The organism is Bacillus salacetis, assembly GCF_003581585.1.
GTDB classification, from domain to species: domain Bacteria; phylum Bacillota; class Bacilli; order Bacillales; family Bacillaceae_B; genus Rossellomorea; species Rossellomorea salacetis.
Map to the genome: position 1 here is coordinate 143,846 of NZ_QXIR01000004.1, position 18,157 is coordinate 162,002.

Genomic DNA, 18,157 nt, shown 5'->3' on the forward strand with positions numbered 1-18,157 from the left:
CAGTGACAGAACTAGCAGTGAAAGAGCAGCAGCTGCAGCAGGCAGCTCAAACCTATCAAGAGATCAAAGAAGAAATCGGGAAATTCATCGTCGGTCAGGAAGATACTGTCGAGCAGGTACTTTGGGCCGTGTTCGCAGGAGGCCATGCCCTGTTGGAAGGATTGCCGGGCCTTGGCAAAACGATGCTCGTCCGAACGATTTCCGAGGTTATGGACCTTCAATTTTCCCGTATCCAATATACACCGGACTTGATGCCGACGGATATTACCGGGACCATGATGATTCAGCCGGATGAACATGGTGCACAGAAGTTCCATTTCCATCCAGGGCCGATCTTTTCAAATATTGTCCTTGCTGATGAAATCAACCGTGCAACTCCCAAAACACAGAGTTCGCTTCTTGAAGCGATGCAGGAGCAGACAGTCACAGTACTGGGAGAAATGAAACGGCTGCCCAATCCGTTCTTTGTCCTGGCTACACAAAACCCGATTGAACTGGAAGGGACATATCCACTCCCTGAAGCCCAAATGGACAGGTTTTTATTAAAAATCAATGTCGAAGCACCGGGAAGGGAAGAATTGAAAGAAATCGCCTTGAGAACCACGGGCTTGGAGGAAATAGAGCTGAAAAAACGAGTGGATGGCGATTTCATTTTGAACGCACAGAAGCTCGCAAAGGAACTTCTTCTGGCTGACCATATCCTTGATTACGCTGTCACATTGATAATGGCTACACAGCCGGACGAGGAAACAGCACCGGAAATTGTGAAGAAAAACGTCCGCTATGGTTCAGGACCGAGGGGACTTCAGAGTTTAGTAAAAATTGCCAGGGTGAGGGCTCTGTTCTCCGGCAGGTATCACGTCTCTGTCGGTGATTTGAAGAAGGCAGCCTTTCCTGTTCTCCGGCATAGGATTTTCCTGAACTTTGAAGGTGAGGCATCGGGTGTTCAGCCGGATGAAATCATCCAGAAAGTTCTGGATGCCGCGGATCTCGCGGTGAAAGCAAAATGACAACTATGCTCTCACCGCGGATTTTACAGCGGACTGTCAAGCATTCCCTCGTTCTTCGCAGGTCTGTCAGAGGAATGCATAAAGGGGAGAGGCGTTCTTCCAAGCAAGGAACATCACTTGAGTTTTCCGATTTCCGGGCCTATACTCCCGGAGATGATCCGCGGTTGATCGACTGGAATGCTTATGCCAGGACACAAAAGCACTATATTAAGAGATTTCTTGATGAACAGGAATTATCCGTGTCCATCTATCTTGATGGATCAAAATCGATGCTCGTTCCCCCGGAAAAATGGGAGATGGCAAAGTCCATCACCGCTTGTCTTGGTTATATGTCATTGGCAAATGATGACAGGGTTTCGGTTTTTCCGTTCGGCTGCAGCAATTCCCACTTCACTTATAAAAAAGGACGGGCATATGCAGGAAGGCTCTTGAACTATGTCAACGATTTGACGGTTTCAGGCAGCCAGGAATTTTTTTCGTCCGGACTTTCCGGCATCCGGCAGAAACGCAATGGACTTACCCTCATTATCAGTGACCTGCTCGAGCCGCTGGAGGAATTGAAGCAGTCATTAAAAAGGATACAGGCTTCACGGCAGGAAATCCGAATCGTACAGGTATTGAGCCCTGATGAAATCAAGCCTTCCTATCATGGGGACCTGAAACTTATTGACAGTGAATCAAAGCAGCAGCGTGCTGTTTCCATCAGCAGTTCTGTTCTCAGGGACTACAGTGACAGGCTGAGAGCCCACAATGCAGAGATTGAGGAATTTTGTGCGAAAAGGGGAATCGGTTTTCTGCAGTGTTCTTCTGCCCAGGACCTGGAAGAGCTCATCTTTTCGCAAATGGCTGGAAAAGGATGGGTAATGTGAGGTGAGACAATGGGATTTTTAACACCAGCCTATTTTTGGCTGACAGGTTTTTTGGCCGTACTTATATTGTTTTATTTATTTCGAAAGCAGTTCACAGAAAAAGAGATCTCCTCCACCCTCCTATGGGATCAGCTGATACAGGAATGGAAAGCGAACCGCTGGTGGAAGAAGCTTCAGCGCCATATCCTGCTGCTTCTGCAAATATTGATTGTTTGTTTCCTGATCCTCGCACTCGCTCAGCCATTCCTTTCCGGAAAGGGAATCAATGGGGACCATGTTGTGGCTGTTATTGATACTTCAGCTTCCATGCAGGCGGACGAAGGAGAAAGGACAAGGTTTGAGGAGGCAAAAGCCGAAGTGCTGACGATGGTCGATTCCCTTGGAAGCGGCCAGCAAATGAGCCTGCTTACGGCAGGTAAAGTACCGCAATTGATCTTTTCGAATGAATCCGAAAAACAAAGGATGAAGAGCGCCATCAGTGAATTGGTTCCTTCCCATCAGGAGGACAGCATGGTACAGGCGGCTGGATATGCTTCTTCCCTCATCCAGGAAGGAGAAGGGGAAATCCATCTCTACACCGACTCACTAACCGAAGAAGAAATAGAGGAAGTTCCATTCAGCAATAAAGTGGTGGTCCATAATATCGGTGAACAGAGGGATAACCTTTCGCTGAAATCCTTCGGTGTTGCCAAAACAGACGGCGGCATTAACGGGGTCCTGACTGTAGGGAATGAAAACAAGGAAGATCAAACGGTTACCGTGCGGATAGAAGGACGGGAGGGGACGGTTAAAAAAAGCATCGAAGTAAAAGCCGAAGAAACTGAAATGCTTTCTGTCGAAGGCCTTGGTGAATCGGACTATTATGAAGCAATTCTTGAAAATGAAGATGCGTATGAGGCGGATAACCGGGTTTCTGCGTTTTTGGGCGGGCAGTCTGAAACCACTGTGTATCTGGCAGGGAAAGCAAATCCATTTTTAGAAAAAGTCCTGCCGCTGCTGGGCCATGAACCGGTGGTGCTGTCTCAGGATGAAGACGGGAAGCGGGACTACCCCCAAGACAGGAATGCCTTGTATATATTATCCGGTATCAAGCAGGAAAATTGGCCGGACGGTCCCAAGCTGATCCTTGCTCCTGCCGAAGGAGGATCCTTCAGTGTGAATGGAAAAGTAGAAGCCGGAGAAGAATTGAAGAGCACAGCTTCCAGTCCCCTCCTGCGTTATGTAGACATGGAACAGGTTTTCCTGCAGTCAAGATTTCCTTATGAAAATAAGGATTTAGAACCTCTTGTGTTAAGCGGGGATAACCCTGTCATCAGTACCGGAAGTTTTGAAGGAAGCCCGCTTGTCCTGATAGGGTTCGATCTGCAGGATTCAGATTGGCCGCTTCAGCCGGGATTTCCAATCTTTATGAAAAACGCACTTGAATTTCTTCAGCAGGAAAATCAATCGCTTGGCTATGCTGCACCTGATGAAAAGATACAGATGACATTTTCCGCAGATGCACAGTCGGCGGAAGTCATTCAAGCAAATGACGGGAAGACAGTCACGGATTTGAAAGTGGATTCCGATACGATTTCTGCGCCGGGTGATCCAGGTGTTTACCAGGTGAAAGAGTCGACTTCAACCGGAACGAGAGACCGTTATCTGGCAGTCCTTCTTCCTGAAAAGGAACAATCGATTGCAACTGAGCAATCCTTTTCAATCGGTTCTTCAAATACTGCAAATCAGGAGGAAACGCAGAGTATCCATCCACTCTGGAAATGGGCAGCTCTGTTCGCGTTTATCCTGCTGATTATGGAATGGGAGGTGTACCGCCGTGGAATTTCAGCTTGATCAGCCTCTTTGGCTATTGCTCCTTCCGGCAGCAGCAGCGGGTTTGTTTATGTATTGGAAGAGCCGGACAAGCATTCCTCATTTCGAAAAGAGGTTGATCCTTGCATTGCGGTCGGCCATCATTCTCCTGCTTGTTTTTGCATTGTCAGGAATCCAAATCCTCTTTCCTGTAAAAGGAGTCTCTACCATTTTTGTCGCAGACTTATCTGACAGCATGGATAATCAAAAAGATTCAATAAGAGATTCGCTTAACTCAGCACTTAAACAAATGGACATAGAGGATCGATTCGGGGTCGTTTCGACCGGCCAAAGCTCCGTCGTGGAAAGGCCATTAACAAAAAAAACGGAAGCGGAAGTTCAGTTCCGCAGTGAACTTGAAACTTTCAGTACCGACCTTTCCAGCGGCCTGCGGCTTGGGGGGAGCCTTATTCCTTCATATAACAATGGAAGGGTGGTCCTGCTTTCCGATGGGAATGAAAATACAGGAGATGCCGTTAAACAGGCAGCGTACTTAAAACAGCAGGGCCTCACAGTGGATGTCTTTCCTGTGGACCCTGTTTATGGGGAAGACGTGTCAATCGGTTCTTTCGAAATTCCAGACACACAATTCATTGGTGAAATGGCAAAGCTGGAGGTAGAAGTTGAAAGCAATGTCGAGACAGAAAGCAGGATCAGGGTTTTTGAAAATGAAAAGCCGGTCGTGGACAGTAAGGTGAAGATTGAACCCGGTAAGAACCGTTTTACATTTCAGCACAAAGCAGCCAGTGAAGGATTCCGGCAGTATCGTGCTGAGGTGATCACAGAAACGGACACTGTTGTTGAGAATAACGAAGCGTTTGCTTTTACCAATGTAAAAGGAGATCCAAAAGTCCTGATCGTTGAAAACACGAAAGGTGAGGGAAAGAATTTAACTGATTCCCTGACGGCAGCCGGATTGTCTGCAGAAGTCACACAGCCTGAACTTCTGCCTACCAGTCTATCAAGCTATGTGCAGTACCAGTCCATAGTGTTTGTCAACGTACCCGCTACAAAGGTCAGCCAGCAGCAAATGGAATTGATCCATAGTGCTGTTAAGGACTTCGGAACCGGATTTGTAATGGCCGGAGGGGATAACGGATTCGGATTGGGCGGGTACTTTAAGACCCCAATCGAAAAGCTGCTTCCTGTGGACATGGAGCTGAAAGGGAAAAAGGAGCTCCCCTCACTGGGGATGGTCATCGTCCTCGATAGGTCCGGAAGTATGGCCGGTTACAAAATTGAACTGGCAAAGGAAGCTGCCATCCGCTCGGCAGAACTTCTAAGGGAAAAGGACACCCTTGGTTTCATCGCTTTTGACGACAGGCCATGGCAATTGGTGGAAACCCAGCCTATAAAGGATAAAGCGAAAGTGGTGGAACAGATTAACGGATTGACGGCAGGAGGAGGGACCAATATCTTTCCTTCACTGGAACTTGCTTACGAACAGCTGACGCCTCTGGAATTGCAGCGAAAACATATCATCCTGCTGACCGATGGACAGTCGGCAACCTCGCCGGACTATCTCTCGACCATCGAAGAGGGAAAAGCCAACAATATTACGCTTTCCACTGTGGCCATTGGAGATGGTTCTGACAGGGTCCTGCTTGAGCAGCTTGCGGAAGAAGGCGGGGGCAGGTTCTATGATGTCATCGATTCCTCTACAATCCCAAGCATTCTATCAAGGGAAACGGTGTTGACTACCAGGACATATATCGAGGATGACCCATTTTATCCCGCTGTAGTGCAAGGCAGTCCTTTTGCCAGCTTGTTCCAGGGAGGCATACCGCAAATGAACGCCTATGTCGCTTCCTCTTTGAAAGGAAGGGCAGAAAGCATCCTTGTCAGCGGGAAAGAAGATCCCATCCTGGCAAGATGGCAGTATGGACTCGGCCGGACAGCGGCATGGACCTCGGATATCCCGGGAGAATGGGCGGGAGAGTGGCCAAAATGGGAAGGCTGGCCTGATATGTGGAACCAGCTTATCACTTGGAGCTTCCCAAGCTATCAAGACACATCTTTTGAAGTCAGCCAGACAAGGGAAGGGAACGATATGAAGGTGTCTATCACACAGCCGGACTATCAGGCTAAGCCGCTGGAAGCCATCCTTGTGAATAACAAAGGAGGAGAAGTCACATCATCCTTCAAAACAACAGGACCCGGCCAGTATGAATTAACCTTTACAGCCCATCCCGGTAACTACCTGCTTCAGCTGACAGAAGAAACAGGCACGGACGGGGCAGGTGTATTCAAGACCGGCTTATCTGTCCCCTATTCATCTGAATACAAACTCCTTGGATTGAATCAATCAACCCTGGAGAGGATAGCGGCTGCAGGGGGAGGGGAAGTTCTGAAGTCCACTGAGGATCTGTACAAGGACGACCTGCCGCCATCAGTCACCAGGACGAGTATTTCACAGTGGCTGTTATTAGCTGCATTCTTCCTTTTATTCCTGGAGATAGCGCTCCGCAGGTTCGGGCTTCTCGGCCCGGCATCAAAACTTGCCGGTAAAAAGGAAAAGAAGAAAACAGAAAGAAAACAGGTGCAGGATGAAAAGGTTGAGCATTTTAAGAAGCTTAAAACCTCCACTGTCAAGAAGAAGACAGAGGTTAAGAAAGAGGTGAAGCCTCCTGTGGCTGCAGAACCTCTGGCAGATAAAAAGGAAGAACCAAAAGTCCAGAGGCCAAGACAGAGGAAGCAAGTAGATGAAACCTCCCGCTCCGACCGGATGAATCAGCTTCTGAAGGCAAAGGATAAGCGGAAAAGATAGAATAGAAATGATGGGCCGCATCGGCATTTTTGCCGGTGTGGTTTGTTTTTATTTGCAGGTGTCAATTTGATGATTAGTATTGAGGGAATGACGCTTTGTGTTAATAGGCAGATAACGTTCTGTGGAGCTGCGCAGGGCGTTTTGAGGATGGAAAGAAGTGTTCCTGACTATATTATACCATTTCCATCCAATGAATATCAGTCTATACTTTTCCCCGAAAGCTGGTAATCTATTAATCAGACTTGCTGGGAGGTTGGGAAAATGATTGATTATAGAATTAAGCCTGTAGAGGGCTTTACTCAGAAAATCGGAGAGCTTGTATCCATGCTGCAGCATACAAGGGCTGTCACACTGGAAGAAATTAAAGGACTTTCGCAGAAGGAGTTGGATTTCCTGACGGATGAAAGTGCAAATTCCATTGGTACACTCCTGTTACATATTGCTTCCATTGAATTTGTCCATCAGGTTATCTCTTTCGAAGGAAGGGACTTGAATGAGGAAGAGCTGCAGGAATGGAAGGCCCCCTTGGAATTGGGGCCATCTGCAAGGGACAGTATTTGTAATCTTTCGATTGGGCATTATCTGGATAAATTATCACAAGTAAGGGGGAGGACTATCAGCCTCCTGAAAAATACCGGCGATCAGTGGCTGCAAGAAGAAAATGAGTGGGGGAACGGAATACCTTATAATAACTACTATTTATGGTTTCATGTGATGGAAGATGAAATCAATCATCGAGGACAGATCAGAGCGATCAAGAGGCAGCTTTCTCGACAATAAAAATAGGAGATTGAAGGATGAATATAGTATTATCGCTAAGTTTCCACTCACATTAAGCTTCTTTCATCATCGAAATTCAAGGCACTTTATCTTACCACCCATTTTTTTCTTTATAAAGGAGAACGAAGCTCACCGGTCAATAAAGAGGCACTAATTTCAAAAATGAGAATATTTGTTCTCGTTTTAGAAGGGATTCCTTAACTTATGGAGAATTGTATACACTGGTTCAAAAAAAATATTGGAATAATAGGAGGGTGAAAAATGGGAAGGATCGTCCATTTTGAAATTCATGTAGATGACATGGATCGTGCTGTAAAGTTTTATGGAGAGGTTTTTGATTGGAAATTCGAGGATTGGAGCGAGTTTGCCGGAATGCCTTATATGGGGGCGGTGACTGGCGGGGAAGACCAGCCGGGAATTAATGGTGCGCTTATGCAGCGTCAAGGTCCTCCTCCTGAATCGGGCCAGCCTATGAATGGCTATGCCTGCACAATGGGAGTAGGGGACTATGATTCAACAGAAGCAAGGATACTGGAACTAGGCGGCAGTGTGGCAATGCCGAAGTACGCCCTTCCGGGAATGGCGTGGCAGGGATATTACAAGGATACGGAAGGCAACATCTTTGGAATTCATCAACCGGACGAGAATGCGAAGTAAATAAGTGTTCAAAACCTGGACTCTCATTAGCAGGGACCAGGTTTTTGTATTTTCGGAAGGCTCTTTTCGTAAACTTTGTTGCTATTCAAAATAAAATTCAAATAATATCCTGGTATATCGTCGTAAAAACCCCCGGTGAGAAGGCAAGAAAAGAGCTGCTCGTCCCTTTTCGAGAGTAAAACCTTTGTATACAGGGGAAAAATCCGGCACCTGGGATTTTTCCGAAAGCAACAATATATGCGAAAACAGCCTTTCGGAATGACAATTTCCATATTTTTGAATAAAAATACCCGAAAAGAACACATAATGAGAGTATGTCACAACATACAGATAAAGGAGATTTATGAATGTATGTACTGCCTCTGATGACCTTCCTATTCTTAACTGTTTTACTCTTTTTCTTTTTTCAGAGAAAATCCTTTTCATTTGTCGAAAACAGCATACTATTTATTCTTTTTACCATTTTGATCACTAATGTCACGACTATACTCACTTTGAATCTCGATTTAATTAGAAGAACCGACAATCCGTTTTTATTTCCGGCTTATCTGCTGTATCGGAACGGCATCCTGCCATTGCTTCTGCTGATTTTCATCAATATGGTCCATTCAGGGTTTTCACTGACAGTTAAGATCGTTAATGCCGTCCTTATTTTTATCGGCCTGAATGGCTTAGCTGTGCTGTTGGTTTCTACAAGGATGATGACATTTATAGACTGGAACTATGCAGAAACAGCCGCTTTGAATGCAGTCTATTTATTGGCAGGACTCGGATTTGGAAAATTGGCATTCTTGATTTCCCAAAGGAGTCCAAAGCATGATCATCATCTATGAACAATCGTTTGATTGGAATGAATGGTTTGTTATTATCACTTTAATTGGGCTTGTTCTTTTGATGGTTTTTACGAAAAAAATTTTTACTGTTGCAGAGGCAACCGCTTTTTACTTATTCGGAGTCGCAGTCGTGTATTTTTTTGACCATACTCTCAGCATTGAGCCCTGGGATTTTTATGACGTTAATGATAAATCGAGCTATGAGGTCATGGATTTCATTTACTATATCATGAACGGTCCATTTAGTTACTTCTTTGTTTATTTGTATAGCAGGCTGGGGATCAGGGGTTATAATACCATCCTTTACCTCATTGCCTGGTCCATTTTCTCAGTCTTTACAGAATGGGCAGGTTTGAAAATCGGCCTGTTTCACTACGAAAAAGGGTACCGGATGTATTGGTCGTTCCCGATTTATATGGTCACCCAGTCAATTTTTCTAGTGTACTACCATAAAATCATAAACAGCAGAGAGGAAAGTTCTTGAAGTGTGCCTGCCTGCAGGCTTTTATGCGGCATCTTTTAATGGCCTGCCAATAAACGTGTTGCTGTGCGGGGATCCGGAAGGAAAGTGCTGTATGAAATGCCGGTAAAACCCCGGGAGCCTGAAACCAAACCGGCTCCTTGGAGTTTATAGTGTGGGAAGCTTTAACGCTGTATCGATATTCTGAAGGCTGAGATTGAGCTGCTCGTCCGTATCAAAGGCATGATACCAGCCGCGCTCTACCATATAATTTGATACTTGCTCATGCATATCAAGAGCTTCTTCGAGATGCTTCATCAGTACTTCCTTGATTTCTGGCGAGCCTGTTTCCGTTACAGCCATTGCGTAATTCCGGACACCGCTTTTGGCTGAAATCAGTAGATCTGTGACAACGACCTGGTCGGTCATCGCCTTTAAGCCAGTCAAATTCTCCAAGATGAAATTCATTGATCAGCAACTCCTTTTTCATGTTTTGATTTGGATAAAATTTCTGCATATTCCCTAAGCTGCCGGGTGGAAACCTCCACATCTCTTTCCATGATCCGTTTCAATTTCTCATCGGAAACAAGTCCTCTCATGGTCTTCGACTTGGTAAGGCAATTCGTTTTGAATGAGGCCATTTCCTGTACCTCCAACACCTCATGCAGTACATATTCCATTTTTAAAACCTCCTTTGTTCCACAGATTAGTTACTAGATTTTTTCAAAAACAGTTCGTCACTTCAGTAATTGCTAAGAAAGAAAAGATTCAAAAAGCTGGAATCAGGTGAGATAAGCGGCTATTTCATTTTAAAGAACAAGCTCCTGGAGGATGGAAAGGTGTCTCATTCCATCACAAACCGGGGCAAAAGCGGGTTTAATGATGAAATAGCGCCATTATTCCATCACGACCCCTCTACCCAAAGCAGACAAACAAGAATCCTCTCTGCTCTGCCCTTACACAAACCTTAATACGTAAAAATTTAAGGTTTCAAAACAACCTTGATACAATTATCCGTCTTAGTATCAAAAATTTCATATCCATGCTTTGCTTCACTCAATGGAAGAATATGAGTGACAACATCGCCTAATTCAATTTTTCCAGAGGCAACGAGATTATACATATGGGGCATCAGGTGGATCATCGGTGCCTGTCCGGAGCGGATATTGATGTTTCGCTGCATGATGTCCCCAAGAGGGAAGCCGTTATAGCGGCCGCCGTACACACCTGTAATCTGAATCGTCCCGGCTTTCCGGACAGCCTGCGAGGCGATGACCAACGCACTCATGGCACCTCCCTGCAGTTTCAGACCGGTTGCAAGAAATTCCATATCGGTCATTTTGCCATCCATGCCGACTGCATCAATGACAACATCTGCGCCGCCTTTGGTGATTTCCTTCAAGTAGCTTCCCACATTTTCATGGTCCTCAAAATTAACGATTTCCACTTTGTTCGTCTTTTTGGCATGTTGCAAACGATACTGAACGTAATCGACCGCGATCACCCGTTTAGCGCCTTTCATCCAGGCGAATTTCTGAGCAAACAGGCCGACCGGTCCGCAGCCCAAAACGATGACTGTATCGCCATTTTTCACCCCGGCATTATCAACACTCCAGAAGCCGGTCGACATTGCGTCGGCAATACAGCTTAATTTTTCATCGGGTTCTTCACAAGATTCTGGGATTTTGAAATGAGTGAAGTTGGCAAATGGGACCCTCAGGTATTCAGCCTGTCCTCCTGCATAACCCCCTGTATTTCCGGAGTACCCAAAATAGGCACCCATATCTCCGTTATCATTTGAATTATCACACTGGCTTTCGAGCTGATTTTGACAATAGAAGCATTCTCCGCAGGCTATATTGAATGGGATGATGACGCGGTCGCCTTTTTTCAGGTTCTTTACTTCCGGACCGATCTCCTCGACGATCCCCATTGGTTCATGGCCGATGATGTAGTCTTCCTGCATATTAGGAATCATTCCATGAATCAAGTGAAGGTCCGAACCGCATATGGCAGTACTCGTCACCTTGATAATCATATCGTCCGGCTTTTCAATCCTGGGATCCGGAACTTCTTTCACTTCGACATTTTTGATGCCTTGATAGGTTACTGCTTTCATGCTGTTTTACCTCCTATGTTATTGTTCATCCGGGGTCCGGTCGAACATTCCTTTTCGGTTAGAGTCGACTGGGAACAGGTTCATGCTTCCGATCATAAGGGTATTCTTGGCAGAAAGCTGGTCCAATTTATATTGCTCACTCAAGTCGTGGGGGTGGAACCACTTTTTCTTAACCATCAGCTCGCTGATTTCCTGATGAAGGGCGATGCTTTGAAAAAGCTGCTTCCGCAGAACAGCCCTCAATTCAGGTGTGATCGTTTCCGATAAAGCAACAGCTGTATTCCTGACAGCCTCCTTGGTCCGGACAAGGAAATCAAGTGCAAAAGTGGTGTCCGCCAATTCTGGCATATTCAGGGCATTTATGGGATCCAGGTAATCTTGATTCAATGTGTTTGTCCCTCCTTGCCATCTATGATAGGTGTCGGGCGGCTCTCCGGAACGGGAGCCTCGAATGGTGCATGTTTATAGATGTCCTGTAATTCAGCCAGATCAGCCATAGACTGCCGGACATCTTTTTCCATCAGTTCCCTCAAGTCCTGGTCAAAGACAAGCCCCTGCATCAATTTCGATTTGGCAACACATAAGGTCTTGAAGTTTACCGCTTCATGAAGATCCAGGGATTCATGGGGTGCCAATTTATATTGATTCAATGAAGTTCACCCTCCTTGTAATATTCTTTCAACCCAAAACGGAATAACCGTCTTCAGATACCTATTAAATTCTCCTTAAAAGAGGACATTATTCAATGAGGGAGTTGGTTTCCATTCTGAAACCGAAAAATGGCTGCGATCCCCTGGAGCATCCGGCAACAGGAATTTTTCAGTAACCCGACAGCTCTCCAAAAATAACTTTTACTAAATGGGTGCAAAGCAAAAAGACCCGCACAATGGCGAATCTTTTGGTCAATAAGAATATTGGGTTGTTGGGTAGTCATTACTTTCCATCAAGGTGATAACGCAGCTGAACTACGCCGGAAGAAAAACTTGTGGTCTCAATAAGCTTGAGATTTACTTTTTGCTTAACGTGGTTAAATAAAGGTTTTCCTTCTCCCAAAACAATGGGGTGGACCGATAATCTGAATTCATCGACCAGTTCCAGATCGATAAAGGTGGTGATTAAATCCGCCCCGCCGTACAGCCAGATGTCCTTGCCGAGCTGATTCTTTAATTTGAACATTTCCTCTTTAATATTTTTACTTATATACGTAACATCATTTGCTGTATGATTCTGTGTTCTTGAAAAGACGTATTTCTTTTTACTGTGAACCAATTCCCAGGTTTCTCTCTCTGTTTCATCAGCATCAGCATCCGGTATATAGCGGCCCCATAAATCAAAACTTTTTCTGCCATATAAGATGGTATCTATTTTATCCAAGAAATGATTGAAGTCCATATCGGGATCCATGATACACCAGTCTACCTCACCTTTGGGTCCTTCGATAAACCCATCTAAGGTAACGGCCAAATCTAATATTACTTTTCTTGGTTCTCGATCCATAACAGCATTACATCTCCTTAATGGTTTCTATTTTCAGGGATAAGGTTTTATTTCTCATCAGGAAGAGGAGCACTTTTCTTTCAAAGGCACTATGTAAGTTACAGAAATTACTATCCGTACTATCTATCTGAATTTTCAATATTTATATCCTTATTTTAACACAGACTAGCATGCAGAAAGAATGGAACAATTCGTTTGTTTCTATTACTTCTAATGGAAAGGCTGTTTACCTATATATTGTTCCTTTTGGAAAAATCCGAGGTGGCGGATTTTTTCCCTGTATTCAGGTTTTACTCTCAAAAAAAACGAGCAGCTCTTTTCTTCCTTCTCAACAGGGGTTTTACGGCGATTTTCCAAGACTTTATTTAGATTTTTAGTGAAATAGCAACAAAGTTACGAAAAGAGCCTTTCAAAAAGCCTTGAATCAATCCAAAGGCAAATTTCAAGTATGAGCAGGAGAAAGACAACCCATGGCAGAATGGTTATGAGTAAGGATTGAAATGGAAGATGGACTCCTGTATAGAATGGGTCATTCACAAGCGTGTTTGTGAATGCAAACAGCATGCCGAACGTAAAGTTTCGTGACCATTGGCTGACTTGATAAGTGAGTAATCCTTTTCTCCATCCGTAGATTTGCATGCGTTTATAAGCCCTTGCCATTTCAATGGCCTCAATGACGGCAAAAAAGAAAAGGGCAATGAGCCAGTATCTCATTAACCATACTGGCGGTAGGATATGAGATAGGGTTAAAGCCAGTCCTGATATGGAAAGCGCGCCATGAATGATACAATTGGTGTTTGCCCAATCTTCAGCAAGCGACCAGTCCTTTAAATGCAAGAAGCGTGCGAGAATCAAGCCCGTACCCGCAATATAGAAACATAGGCCGGCTGCTATCCCGGCGGCTGAGATAATATACGGCAGCGAAGGATTAAGTTCAATCCACAGGATGACAATCGACTGCGTGGACACGGTCGATAATAAAACGACTCCATGGACTTCGTGCTTCAAACGCCCCTTAAATAACTTAAATATGTTGCGAAGATAAAAGAATAGAAACAAAAAGAACACAACCGAATTGCACACAGCAATCCATAATAGAATATCTTCTGCCTCAGGATAGAATTTCAGAACGACGTTGCAGACGACGGAAATACCGGCAATCCATGACCCCATGACAAAGGAGTTAACTGGGTTATTGATAAAAGGTGTAAGAAAATCCGGCTGCAGGACCTGAGCAATAATGGAAAGGAAGATTATCAAGGAAATAAACAGATAGGGAAGTACAAGGATGGCGGCAGCATCACCCAGAAATGGTATCCTATCGATTGATGCGAACAAAAAAATGCCGATTGCCATTACAGCAGCTCCAGCAGAAGGATTGATGATTTTTAATGTATTAAAAGGGTTTAGCACTTGCACTCACTTCTCTAAAGAAATTTGTATTGTATATTTTGTTGCTTTTGGAAAAATCCCAAGTAGGATTTTTCCCCAATATTCCAGGGTGTTACTCTTGAAAAAGAAAAAGCAGCTCTTTTCTGCTTTTGGGCTTTCTATGTCGATTTTCCAGGATATTATTTAAAAGTTAGATTGAGTAGCAACAAAGTTAACGAACAGAGCATTATAGCAAAATTTTTATGATTCATTGCCTCTTAAAGGATACAAGAAATACAGGGAAATGCCAACAGACATCCTTTCAAACATGGCGGAAAAAGAATCAAAGGGGAGAGGGACATGACGAAAATCGATGAGCAGCAAATGCATGCAGAGAATTTTGATAATATTTATGAAAAAGTGAAAAATGATCCTTATGCACGGTCATTAGGAATCGAATTGACCAGATTTGGGCCGGGGATGGCGGAAGCAGAACTGGAAGTGCAGCCGCATATGGTGAATGCCCATGGAACGGTTCATGGGGCGGTCATGTATGCGTTGGCTGATCATGTTTTTTCCGTTGCCTGCAATGCCTATGGAAGGACATCTGTCGGCCTTTCAACCAATGTTCAATTCATGGCAGCCGCAATGCCTGGGGACAAAATCACTGCTGCAGCAGCGGAGGTCAGAAGGAACTTCAGGACCGGTTTCTACAGGATCGAGGTTTGCCATGGAGTAAACCAGATTGCTGTCATGGATGCAGTGGCATACCGTAAAGATCAATATTTTATTTGAGTAAGTTACAAGACATGGGCGTATCCATGTCTTTTTTCTTTTGCTTCCAATTGAGGATACATTCGTCGGTTTCGTTGCTTTTTATTTTGTTCAAAAGGTTGACTGATTTCTTATATCCCTGGAATTTCAGAATTTAATCGAATGGTTACCCGTTTGGACTAATAATGAACTATATTTTAATGAAAGTGATGGGTAAAAATTCCTAGAAACTGTTCGATATAGTAATAGTATGCTTCTCAGATTGCAGAAAAAGTGAAAAGGGGTTCTGGTTAGTGGTTAAAAACGATAATAAAATTTCCAATAGGACTGGGTACCGAAGAGATGAAATGGCGGTTTACCAGGCTTTTTTTGAACATCATCCAGATCCGGCAATGATTTTGAATCATGAGGACTTTAAGATAGAAATACTGAATGATTCAGCTCAGAATCTGATCGGGTGCAAAAACATGGAATCGTTCCCTGCCCTAATAGCGGACGAATATCAAGAACATGCAGCGCGATTTCTGGCGAAGGTAAGGGAGGGAGAGACGCATCACACTCGGTGCGTTATACATATAAACAAAGGCACACATCTGATGGCGGCAATAAAGGCGGTGCCCTTGGTGCAAGGCAGAGAAGTATCAGGAATAATGATGTTTATAAAGGACCAAACCGAAGAAGAAGTCCTGAAAGAGAAAATCATAGAAAAGGAAGAAAAGTTCAATTCTTTGTTCCGTTTTCATCCTGATGCGGTATTCATGCTGGATTTGCATGGAAATATAGAAACCTGTAATGACATCATTGAAGAATACACTGGTCTTTCCAATTCAAAATTGACAGGGCCCTTCTATCAGTTTCTTGCTCCGGGGAGCAGAGACGAGGCAAGGAAAAAGTTCCAGGAAGTTCTGTCCGGACAGTCAGTAAGCTTCAACACTTCTTTCATCAATAACAATAATGAAGAGTTGGACATTCACATGACAAACATCCCCATCAAAAACGGAGCTGCCATCACAGGAGTCCTGGGGGTTGCAAAGGATATCACCCGTTTCAGAGTGTATGAGGAAAAACTGATAAAGACGCAGGAGGACCTGAATTTCGTTCAATTCGTCAGCAATGTCGGAAATTGGGAATATGATGTGTTGACAGGGGAAGCCGCCTGGTCAGATCAATTATACAGAATATATGGAGTCAAGGATAAAAGTGAATGTTCAGCCTCATTAGTGAACTACCTTTCCATGGTCCATCGGGATGACGCGCAAAGCTTCAAGAAGAATTGCATGGATGCTTTTTATTCTGGAAAGGATTTCAGCTTTGAGTACCGGATCCTTGGAAGGGATGGGGTTGTAAGGGTTGTCCATGAACAAGGTAACTGCATCCGTGACGAAAACAACAGGGTGATCCGGATGATCGGAACCATCCATGATATTACAAAGTACAGAAAGACAGTAGAGAAGCTTAAACAAAGCGAGATCCAGGCACAAACGATTTATAACAGCCTGAATGAAATCATCTGGTCGATCGATATCGAAAATAAAGTCGTACTTTTCTGCTCAGAGGAATTTAAAGAGTTATGCGGCTATTCATTAGAGACGTTCCTTACTACTCCTTCATTATGGGATGAATGCATCCATCCTGATGACGTTAAAAAAATCAAAGGCATCATGAAGGATGTCCGGGAAGGAAAAGAAATAGTTGAACAATACCGTTTTCAACATTCTTCTGCAGATGTAACCTGGATCGACGTAAAGGCAATCCCGTTTATCAATGAGGACGGTAAACTTATTCGGCTTGACGGAATCATGTGGGATATAACAGAAAAGAAAAAAGCGGAAGACAAGCTGTACAGAGCAGCCTTTCATGATTATTTGACCGGCCTGCCGAACCGAAGGAAGTTCGAGGAAAGCATCGAGGAAGAAATCGCCCGCCATAAGGTACAGGGACAGTCTTTTGCGTTATTGTATCTGGATCTGGATAGGTTTAAATTCGTAAACGACCGGCTTGGCCATTATGTCGGAGACGAATTGTTGAAGAAAGTGACGCGTCGGCTCCAAAGCCGTTCCGACAATCAATTTATAGCCAGATTGAGCGGCGATGAATTCGCTGTCTGTATCCGCGGGATTCAATCTCCAGAAGAAGCGTCCCTGGCTGCTGAAGAAATCATCGGGATACTGGAGGAACCTTTCAAATACCGGGATTACGATTTATTCATTTCCACCAGTATCGGGATCAGCATCTACCCTGAAGATGGCGAAGATTCCTATTCTCTCGTGCAGAATGCAGATACCGCCTTATCCTATGCCAAGAACAGCGGAAAGAACACCTACCAATTGTACACACGCGAAATGAATCAGGAATCTTACCGCAAATACTGCCTGGAAACAGATATGAGAAAGGCTGTGGAGGATGATGAGTTTGAGGTGTATTTTCAACCGAAAGTGGATGCAAAGACAGAGAGAATTACAGGCGCGGAAGCACTTCTAAGGTGGAACCATAAGAAATGGGGGATGATTTCGCCTGCAGAATTCATCCCGATTGCAGAAGACAGCGGCTTTATCACGGAAATCGGAACCTGGGTGTTGAAAGATGTCTGCAGACAGCTGAAGCAGTGGTCCGCAGACGGCCATCCATTAGTGCCGATTTCCATCAATATCTCGCCACAGCACTTTTTGAAGAAAGATGTTGTGGAACTGGTTACCTCCTATATCACGAAATATGGTGTCGAGCCTCAATGGATTGAATTGGAGATTACTGAAAACTCCCTTATTCATTATTCCGATGTAGTCAGGAATACGATGGATAAACTGAAGGAGATGGGTGTGAAAATGTCACTGGACGACTTTGGTACGGGGTACTCTGCATTATCTCAGCTGCATAACTTCACCTTCGATACATTGAAGATCGATCAGTCATTCATAAAGAACGTACCCGCTAAGAAAGAAGACACCGTCATTACAGCCAGTCTAATAGGGTTGGCACATGGACTGGGATTGAATGTCGTGGCAGAAGGGGTGGAGTCGAAAGAACAATTGGCCTTTCTCCAGGGAAATGGCTGTGATCAAATCCAGGGGTATATTTACAGCAGACCCGTCCCTGTGAAAGAATTTGAGTCATTAGTGAAAAATAACTTTTAAAAAATAGGGTGCTTCCCATCAATTGCTCCTAGAAGAAA

At 44.4% G+C, this 18,157-nt stretch carries 18 protein-coding genes; 11 read left to right on the plus strand and 7 right to left on the minus strand.

Features of this window, described 5'->3' with window-relative positions; genetic code table 11:
- Positions 1-2: 2 nt before the first annotated feature.
- From D3H55_RS04950 to D3H55_RS04985, 8 genes are all read left to right on the plus strand, one after another.
- On the plus strand, positions 3-1,010 hold the full coding sequence (locus D3H55_RS04950; protein WP_119545801.1) for an AAA family ATPase: 1,008 nt from the start codon (positions 3-5) through the stop codon (positions 1,008-1,010).
- The gene (locus tag D3H55_RS04955; protein ID WP_119545802.1) at positions 1,007-1,879 is read left to right on the plus strand and encodes a DUF58 domain-containing protein; all 873 of its coding nucleotides are present in this window, start codon (positions 1,007-1,009) and stop codon (positions 1,877-1,879) included. The genes D3H55_RS04950 and D3H55_RS04955 overlap by 4 nt, the downstream gene beginning before the upstream one ends.
- Positions 1,880-1,888: 9 nt before the next feature.
- Positions 1,889-3,712, plus strand: a complete 1,824-nt coding sequence (locus D3H55_RS04960) for a vWA domain-containing protein (RefSeq protein ID WP_119545803.1) — start codon at positions 1,889-1,891, stop codon at positions 3,710-3,712.
- The gene (locus D3H55_RS04965; protein WP_119545804.1) at positions 3,696-6,497 is read left to right on the plus strand and encodes a vWA domain-containing protein; all 2,802 of its coding nucleotides are present in this window, start codon (positions 3,696-3,698) and stop codon (positions 6,495-6,497) included. Before D3H55_RS04960 ends, D3H55_RS04965 begins: the two co-directional genes overlap by 17 nt.
- A gap of 261 nt (positions 6,498-6,758) precedes the next feature.
- The gene (locus D3H55_RS04970) at positions 6,759-7,277 is read left to right on the plus strand and encodes a DinB family protein (protein WP_119545805.1); all 519 of its coding nucleotides are present in this window, start codon (positions 6,759-6,761) and stop codon (positions 7,275-7,277) included.
- A gap of 261 nt (positions 7,278-7,538) precedes the next feature.
- Entirely contained in the window at positions 7,539-7,934 is a 396-nt protein-coding gene (locus D3H55_RS04975) for a VOC family protein (protein WP_119545806.1), read from the plus strand.
- Positions 7,935-8,281: 347 nt separating this feature from the next.
- On the plus strand, positions 8,282-8,767 hold the full coding sequence (locus tag D3H55_RS04980; protein WP_119545807.1) for a hypothetical protein: 486 nt from the start codon (positions 8,282-8,284) through the stop codon (positions 8,765-8,767).
- A complete protein-coding gene (locus tag D3H55_RS04985; protein ID WP_119545808.1) occupies positions 8,751-9,251 on the plus strand; it encodes a hypothetical protein in 501 nt (166 codons plus the stop codon). The genes D3H55_RS04980 and D3H55_RS04985 overlap by 17 nt, the downstream gene beginning before the upstream one ends.
- A gap of 144 nt (positions 9,252-9,395) precedes the next feature.
- Here the strand turns inward: D3H55_RS04985 and D3H55_RS04990 are convergent, their stop codons facing one another.
- The 7 genes from D3H55_RS04990 to D3H55_RS05020 form a co-directional block, all read right to left on the minus strand.
- Entirely contained in the window at positions 9,396-9,695 is a 300-nt protein-coding gene (locus tag D3H55_RS04990) for a spore coat protein (protein WP_119545809.1), read from the minus strand.
- Positions 9,692-9,907 carry a hypothetical protein gene (locus D3H55_RS04995; RefSeq protein WP_119545810.1) on the minus strand — a complete coding sequence of 72 codons (216 nt, stop codon included), beginning with the start codon at positions 9,905-9,907 and terminating at the stop codon, positions 9,692-9,694. Before D3H55_RS04995 ends, D3H55_RS04990 begins: the two co-directional genes overlap by 4 nt.
- 302 nt (positions 9,908-10,209) lie before the next feature.
- Complete coding sequence (locus D3H55_RS05000) at positions 10,210-11,346, minus strand: zinc-dependent alcohol dehydrogenase (protein ID WP_119545811.1); 1,137 nt, start codon at positions 11,344-11,346, stop codon at positions 10,210-10,212.
- A gap of 18 nt (positions 11,347-11,364) precedes the next feature.
- Positions 11,365-11,733 carry a spore coat protein gene (locus D3H55_RS05005; RefSeq protein WP_119545812.1) on the minus strand — a complete coding sequence of 123 codons (369 nt, stop codon included), beginning with the start codon at positions 11,731-11,733 and terminating at the stop codon, positions 11,365-11,367.
- Positions 11,730-11,996 (minus strand): spore gernimation protein GerQ, encoded by a 267-nt coding sequence (locus D3H55_RS05010; RefSeq protein WP_119545813.1) that lies wholly within the window; start codon positions 11,994-11,996, stop codon positions 11,730-11,732. Before D3H55_RS05010 ends, D3H55_RS05005 begins: the two co-directional genes overlap by 4 nt.
- A 283-nt stretch (positions 11,997-12,279) precedes the next feature.
- Positions 12,280-12,843, minus strand: coding sequence for a dihydrofolate reductase family protein (locus D3H55_RS05015; protein WP_119545814.1), 564 nt, complete (start codon positions 12,841-12,843; stop codon positions 12,280-12,282).
- 393 nt (positions 12,844-13,236) lie between these two features.
- Positions 13,237-14,199 carry a TDT family transporter gene (locus D3H55_RS05020; RefSeq protein WP_136035637.1) on the minus strand — a complete coding sequence of 321 codons (963 nt, stop codon included), beginning with the start codon at positions 14,197-14,199 and terminating at the stop codon, positions 13,237-13,239.
- On the opposite strand from D3H55_RS05020, the gene D3H55_RS23820 reads away from it, so the two are divergent.
- The 3 genes from D3H55_RS23820 (at position 14,186) to D3H55_RS05030 (ending at position 18,119) form a co-directional block, all read left to right on the plus strand.
- On the plus strand, positions 14,186-14,422 hold the full coding sequence (locus D3H55_RS23820; protein WP_136035639.1) for a hypothetical protein: 237 nt from the start codon (positions 14,186-14,188) through the stop codon (positions 14,420-14,422). The genes D3H55_RS05020 and D3H55_RS23820 overlap by 14 nt on opposite strands.
- Before the next feature lie 152 nt (positions 14,423-14,574).
- A complete protein-coding gene (locus D3H55_RS05025; RefSeq protein WP_119545816.1) occupies positions 14,575-15,009 on the plus strand; it encodes a PaaI family thioesterase in 435 nt (144 codons plus the stop codon).
- Between the two features lie 272 nt (positions 15,010-15,281).
- Complete coding sequence (locus D3H55_RS05030; protein ID WP_119545817.1) at positions 15,282-18,119, plus strand: sensor domain-containing protein; 2,838 nt, start codon at positions 15,282-15,284, stop codon at positions 18,117-18,119.
- Positions 18,120-18,157: the final 38 nt, after the last annotated feature.

Excerpts from the sequence above, each read along its gene's own strand:
- D3H55_RS04955 (WP_119545802.1), top strand. The coding sequence starts at position 1,007 with ATGACAACTATGCTCTCACCGCGGATTTTACAGCGGACTGTCAAGCAT.
- D3H55_RS04960 (WP_119545803.1), top strand. The coding sequence starts at position 1,889 with ATGGGATTTTTAACACCAGCCTATTTTTGGCTGACAGGTTTTTTGGCC.
- D3H55_RS04970 (WP_119545805.1), top strand. The coding sequence starts at position 6,759 with ATGATTGATTATAGAATTAAGCCTGTAGAGGGCTTTACTCAGAAAATC.
- D3H55_RS04975 (WP_119545806.1), top strand. The coding sequence starts at position 7,539 with ATGGGAAGGATCGTCCATTTTGAAATTCATGTAGATGACATGGATCGT.
- D3H55_RS04980 (WP_119545807.1), top strand. The coding sequence starts at position 8,282 with ATGTATGTACTGCCTCTGATGACCTTCCTATTCTTAACTGTTTTACTC.
- D3H55_RS04985 (WP_119545808.1), top strand. The coding sequence starts at position 8,751 with ATGATCATCATCTATGAACAATCGTTTGATTGGAATGAATGGTTTGTT.
- D3H55_RS04990 (WP_119545809.1), bottom strand. The coding sequence starts at position 9,695 with ATGAATTTCATCTTGGAGAATTTGACTGGCTTAAAGGCGATGACCGAC.
- D3H55_RS04995 (WP_119545810.1), bottom strand. The coding sequence starts at position 9,907 with ATGGAATATGTACTGCATGAGGTGTTGGAGGTACAGGAAATGGCCTCA.
- D3H55_RS05000 (WP_119545811.1), bottom strand. The coding sequence starts at position 11,346 with ATGAAAGCAGTAACCTATCAAGGCATCAAAAATGTCGAAGTGAAAGAA.
- D3H55_RS05015 (WP_119545814.1), bottom strand. The coding sequence starts at position 12,843 with ATGGATCGAGAACCAAGAAAAGTAATATTAGATTTGGCCGTTACCTTA.
- D3H55_RS23820 (WP_136035639.1), top strand. The coding sequence starts at position 14,186 with ATGCCGATTGCCATTACAGCAGCTCCAGCAGAAGGATTGATGATTTTT.
- D3H55_RS05020 (WP_136035637.1), bottom strand. The coding sequence starts at position 14,199 with ATGGCAATCGGCATTTTTTTGTTCGCATCAATCGATAGGATACCATTT.
- D3H55_RS05025 (WP_119545816.1), top strand. The coding sequence starts at position 14,575 with ATGACGAAAATCGATGAGCAGCAAATGCATGCAGAGAATTTTGATAAT.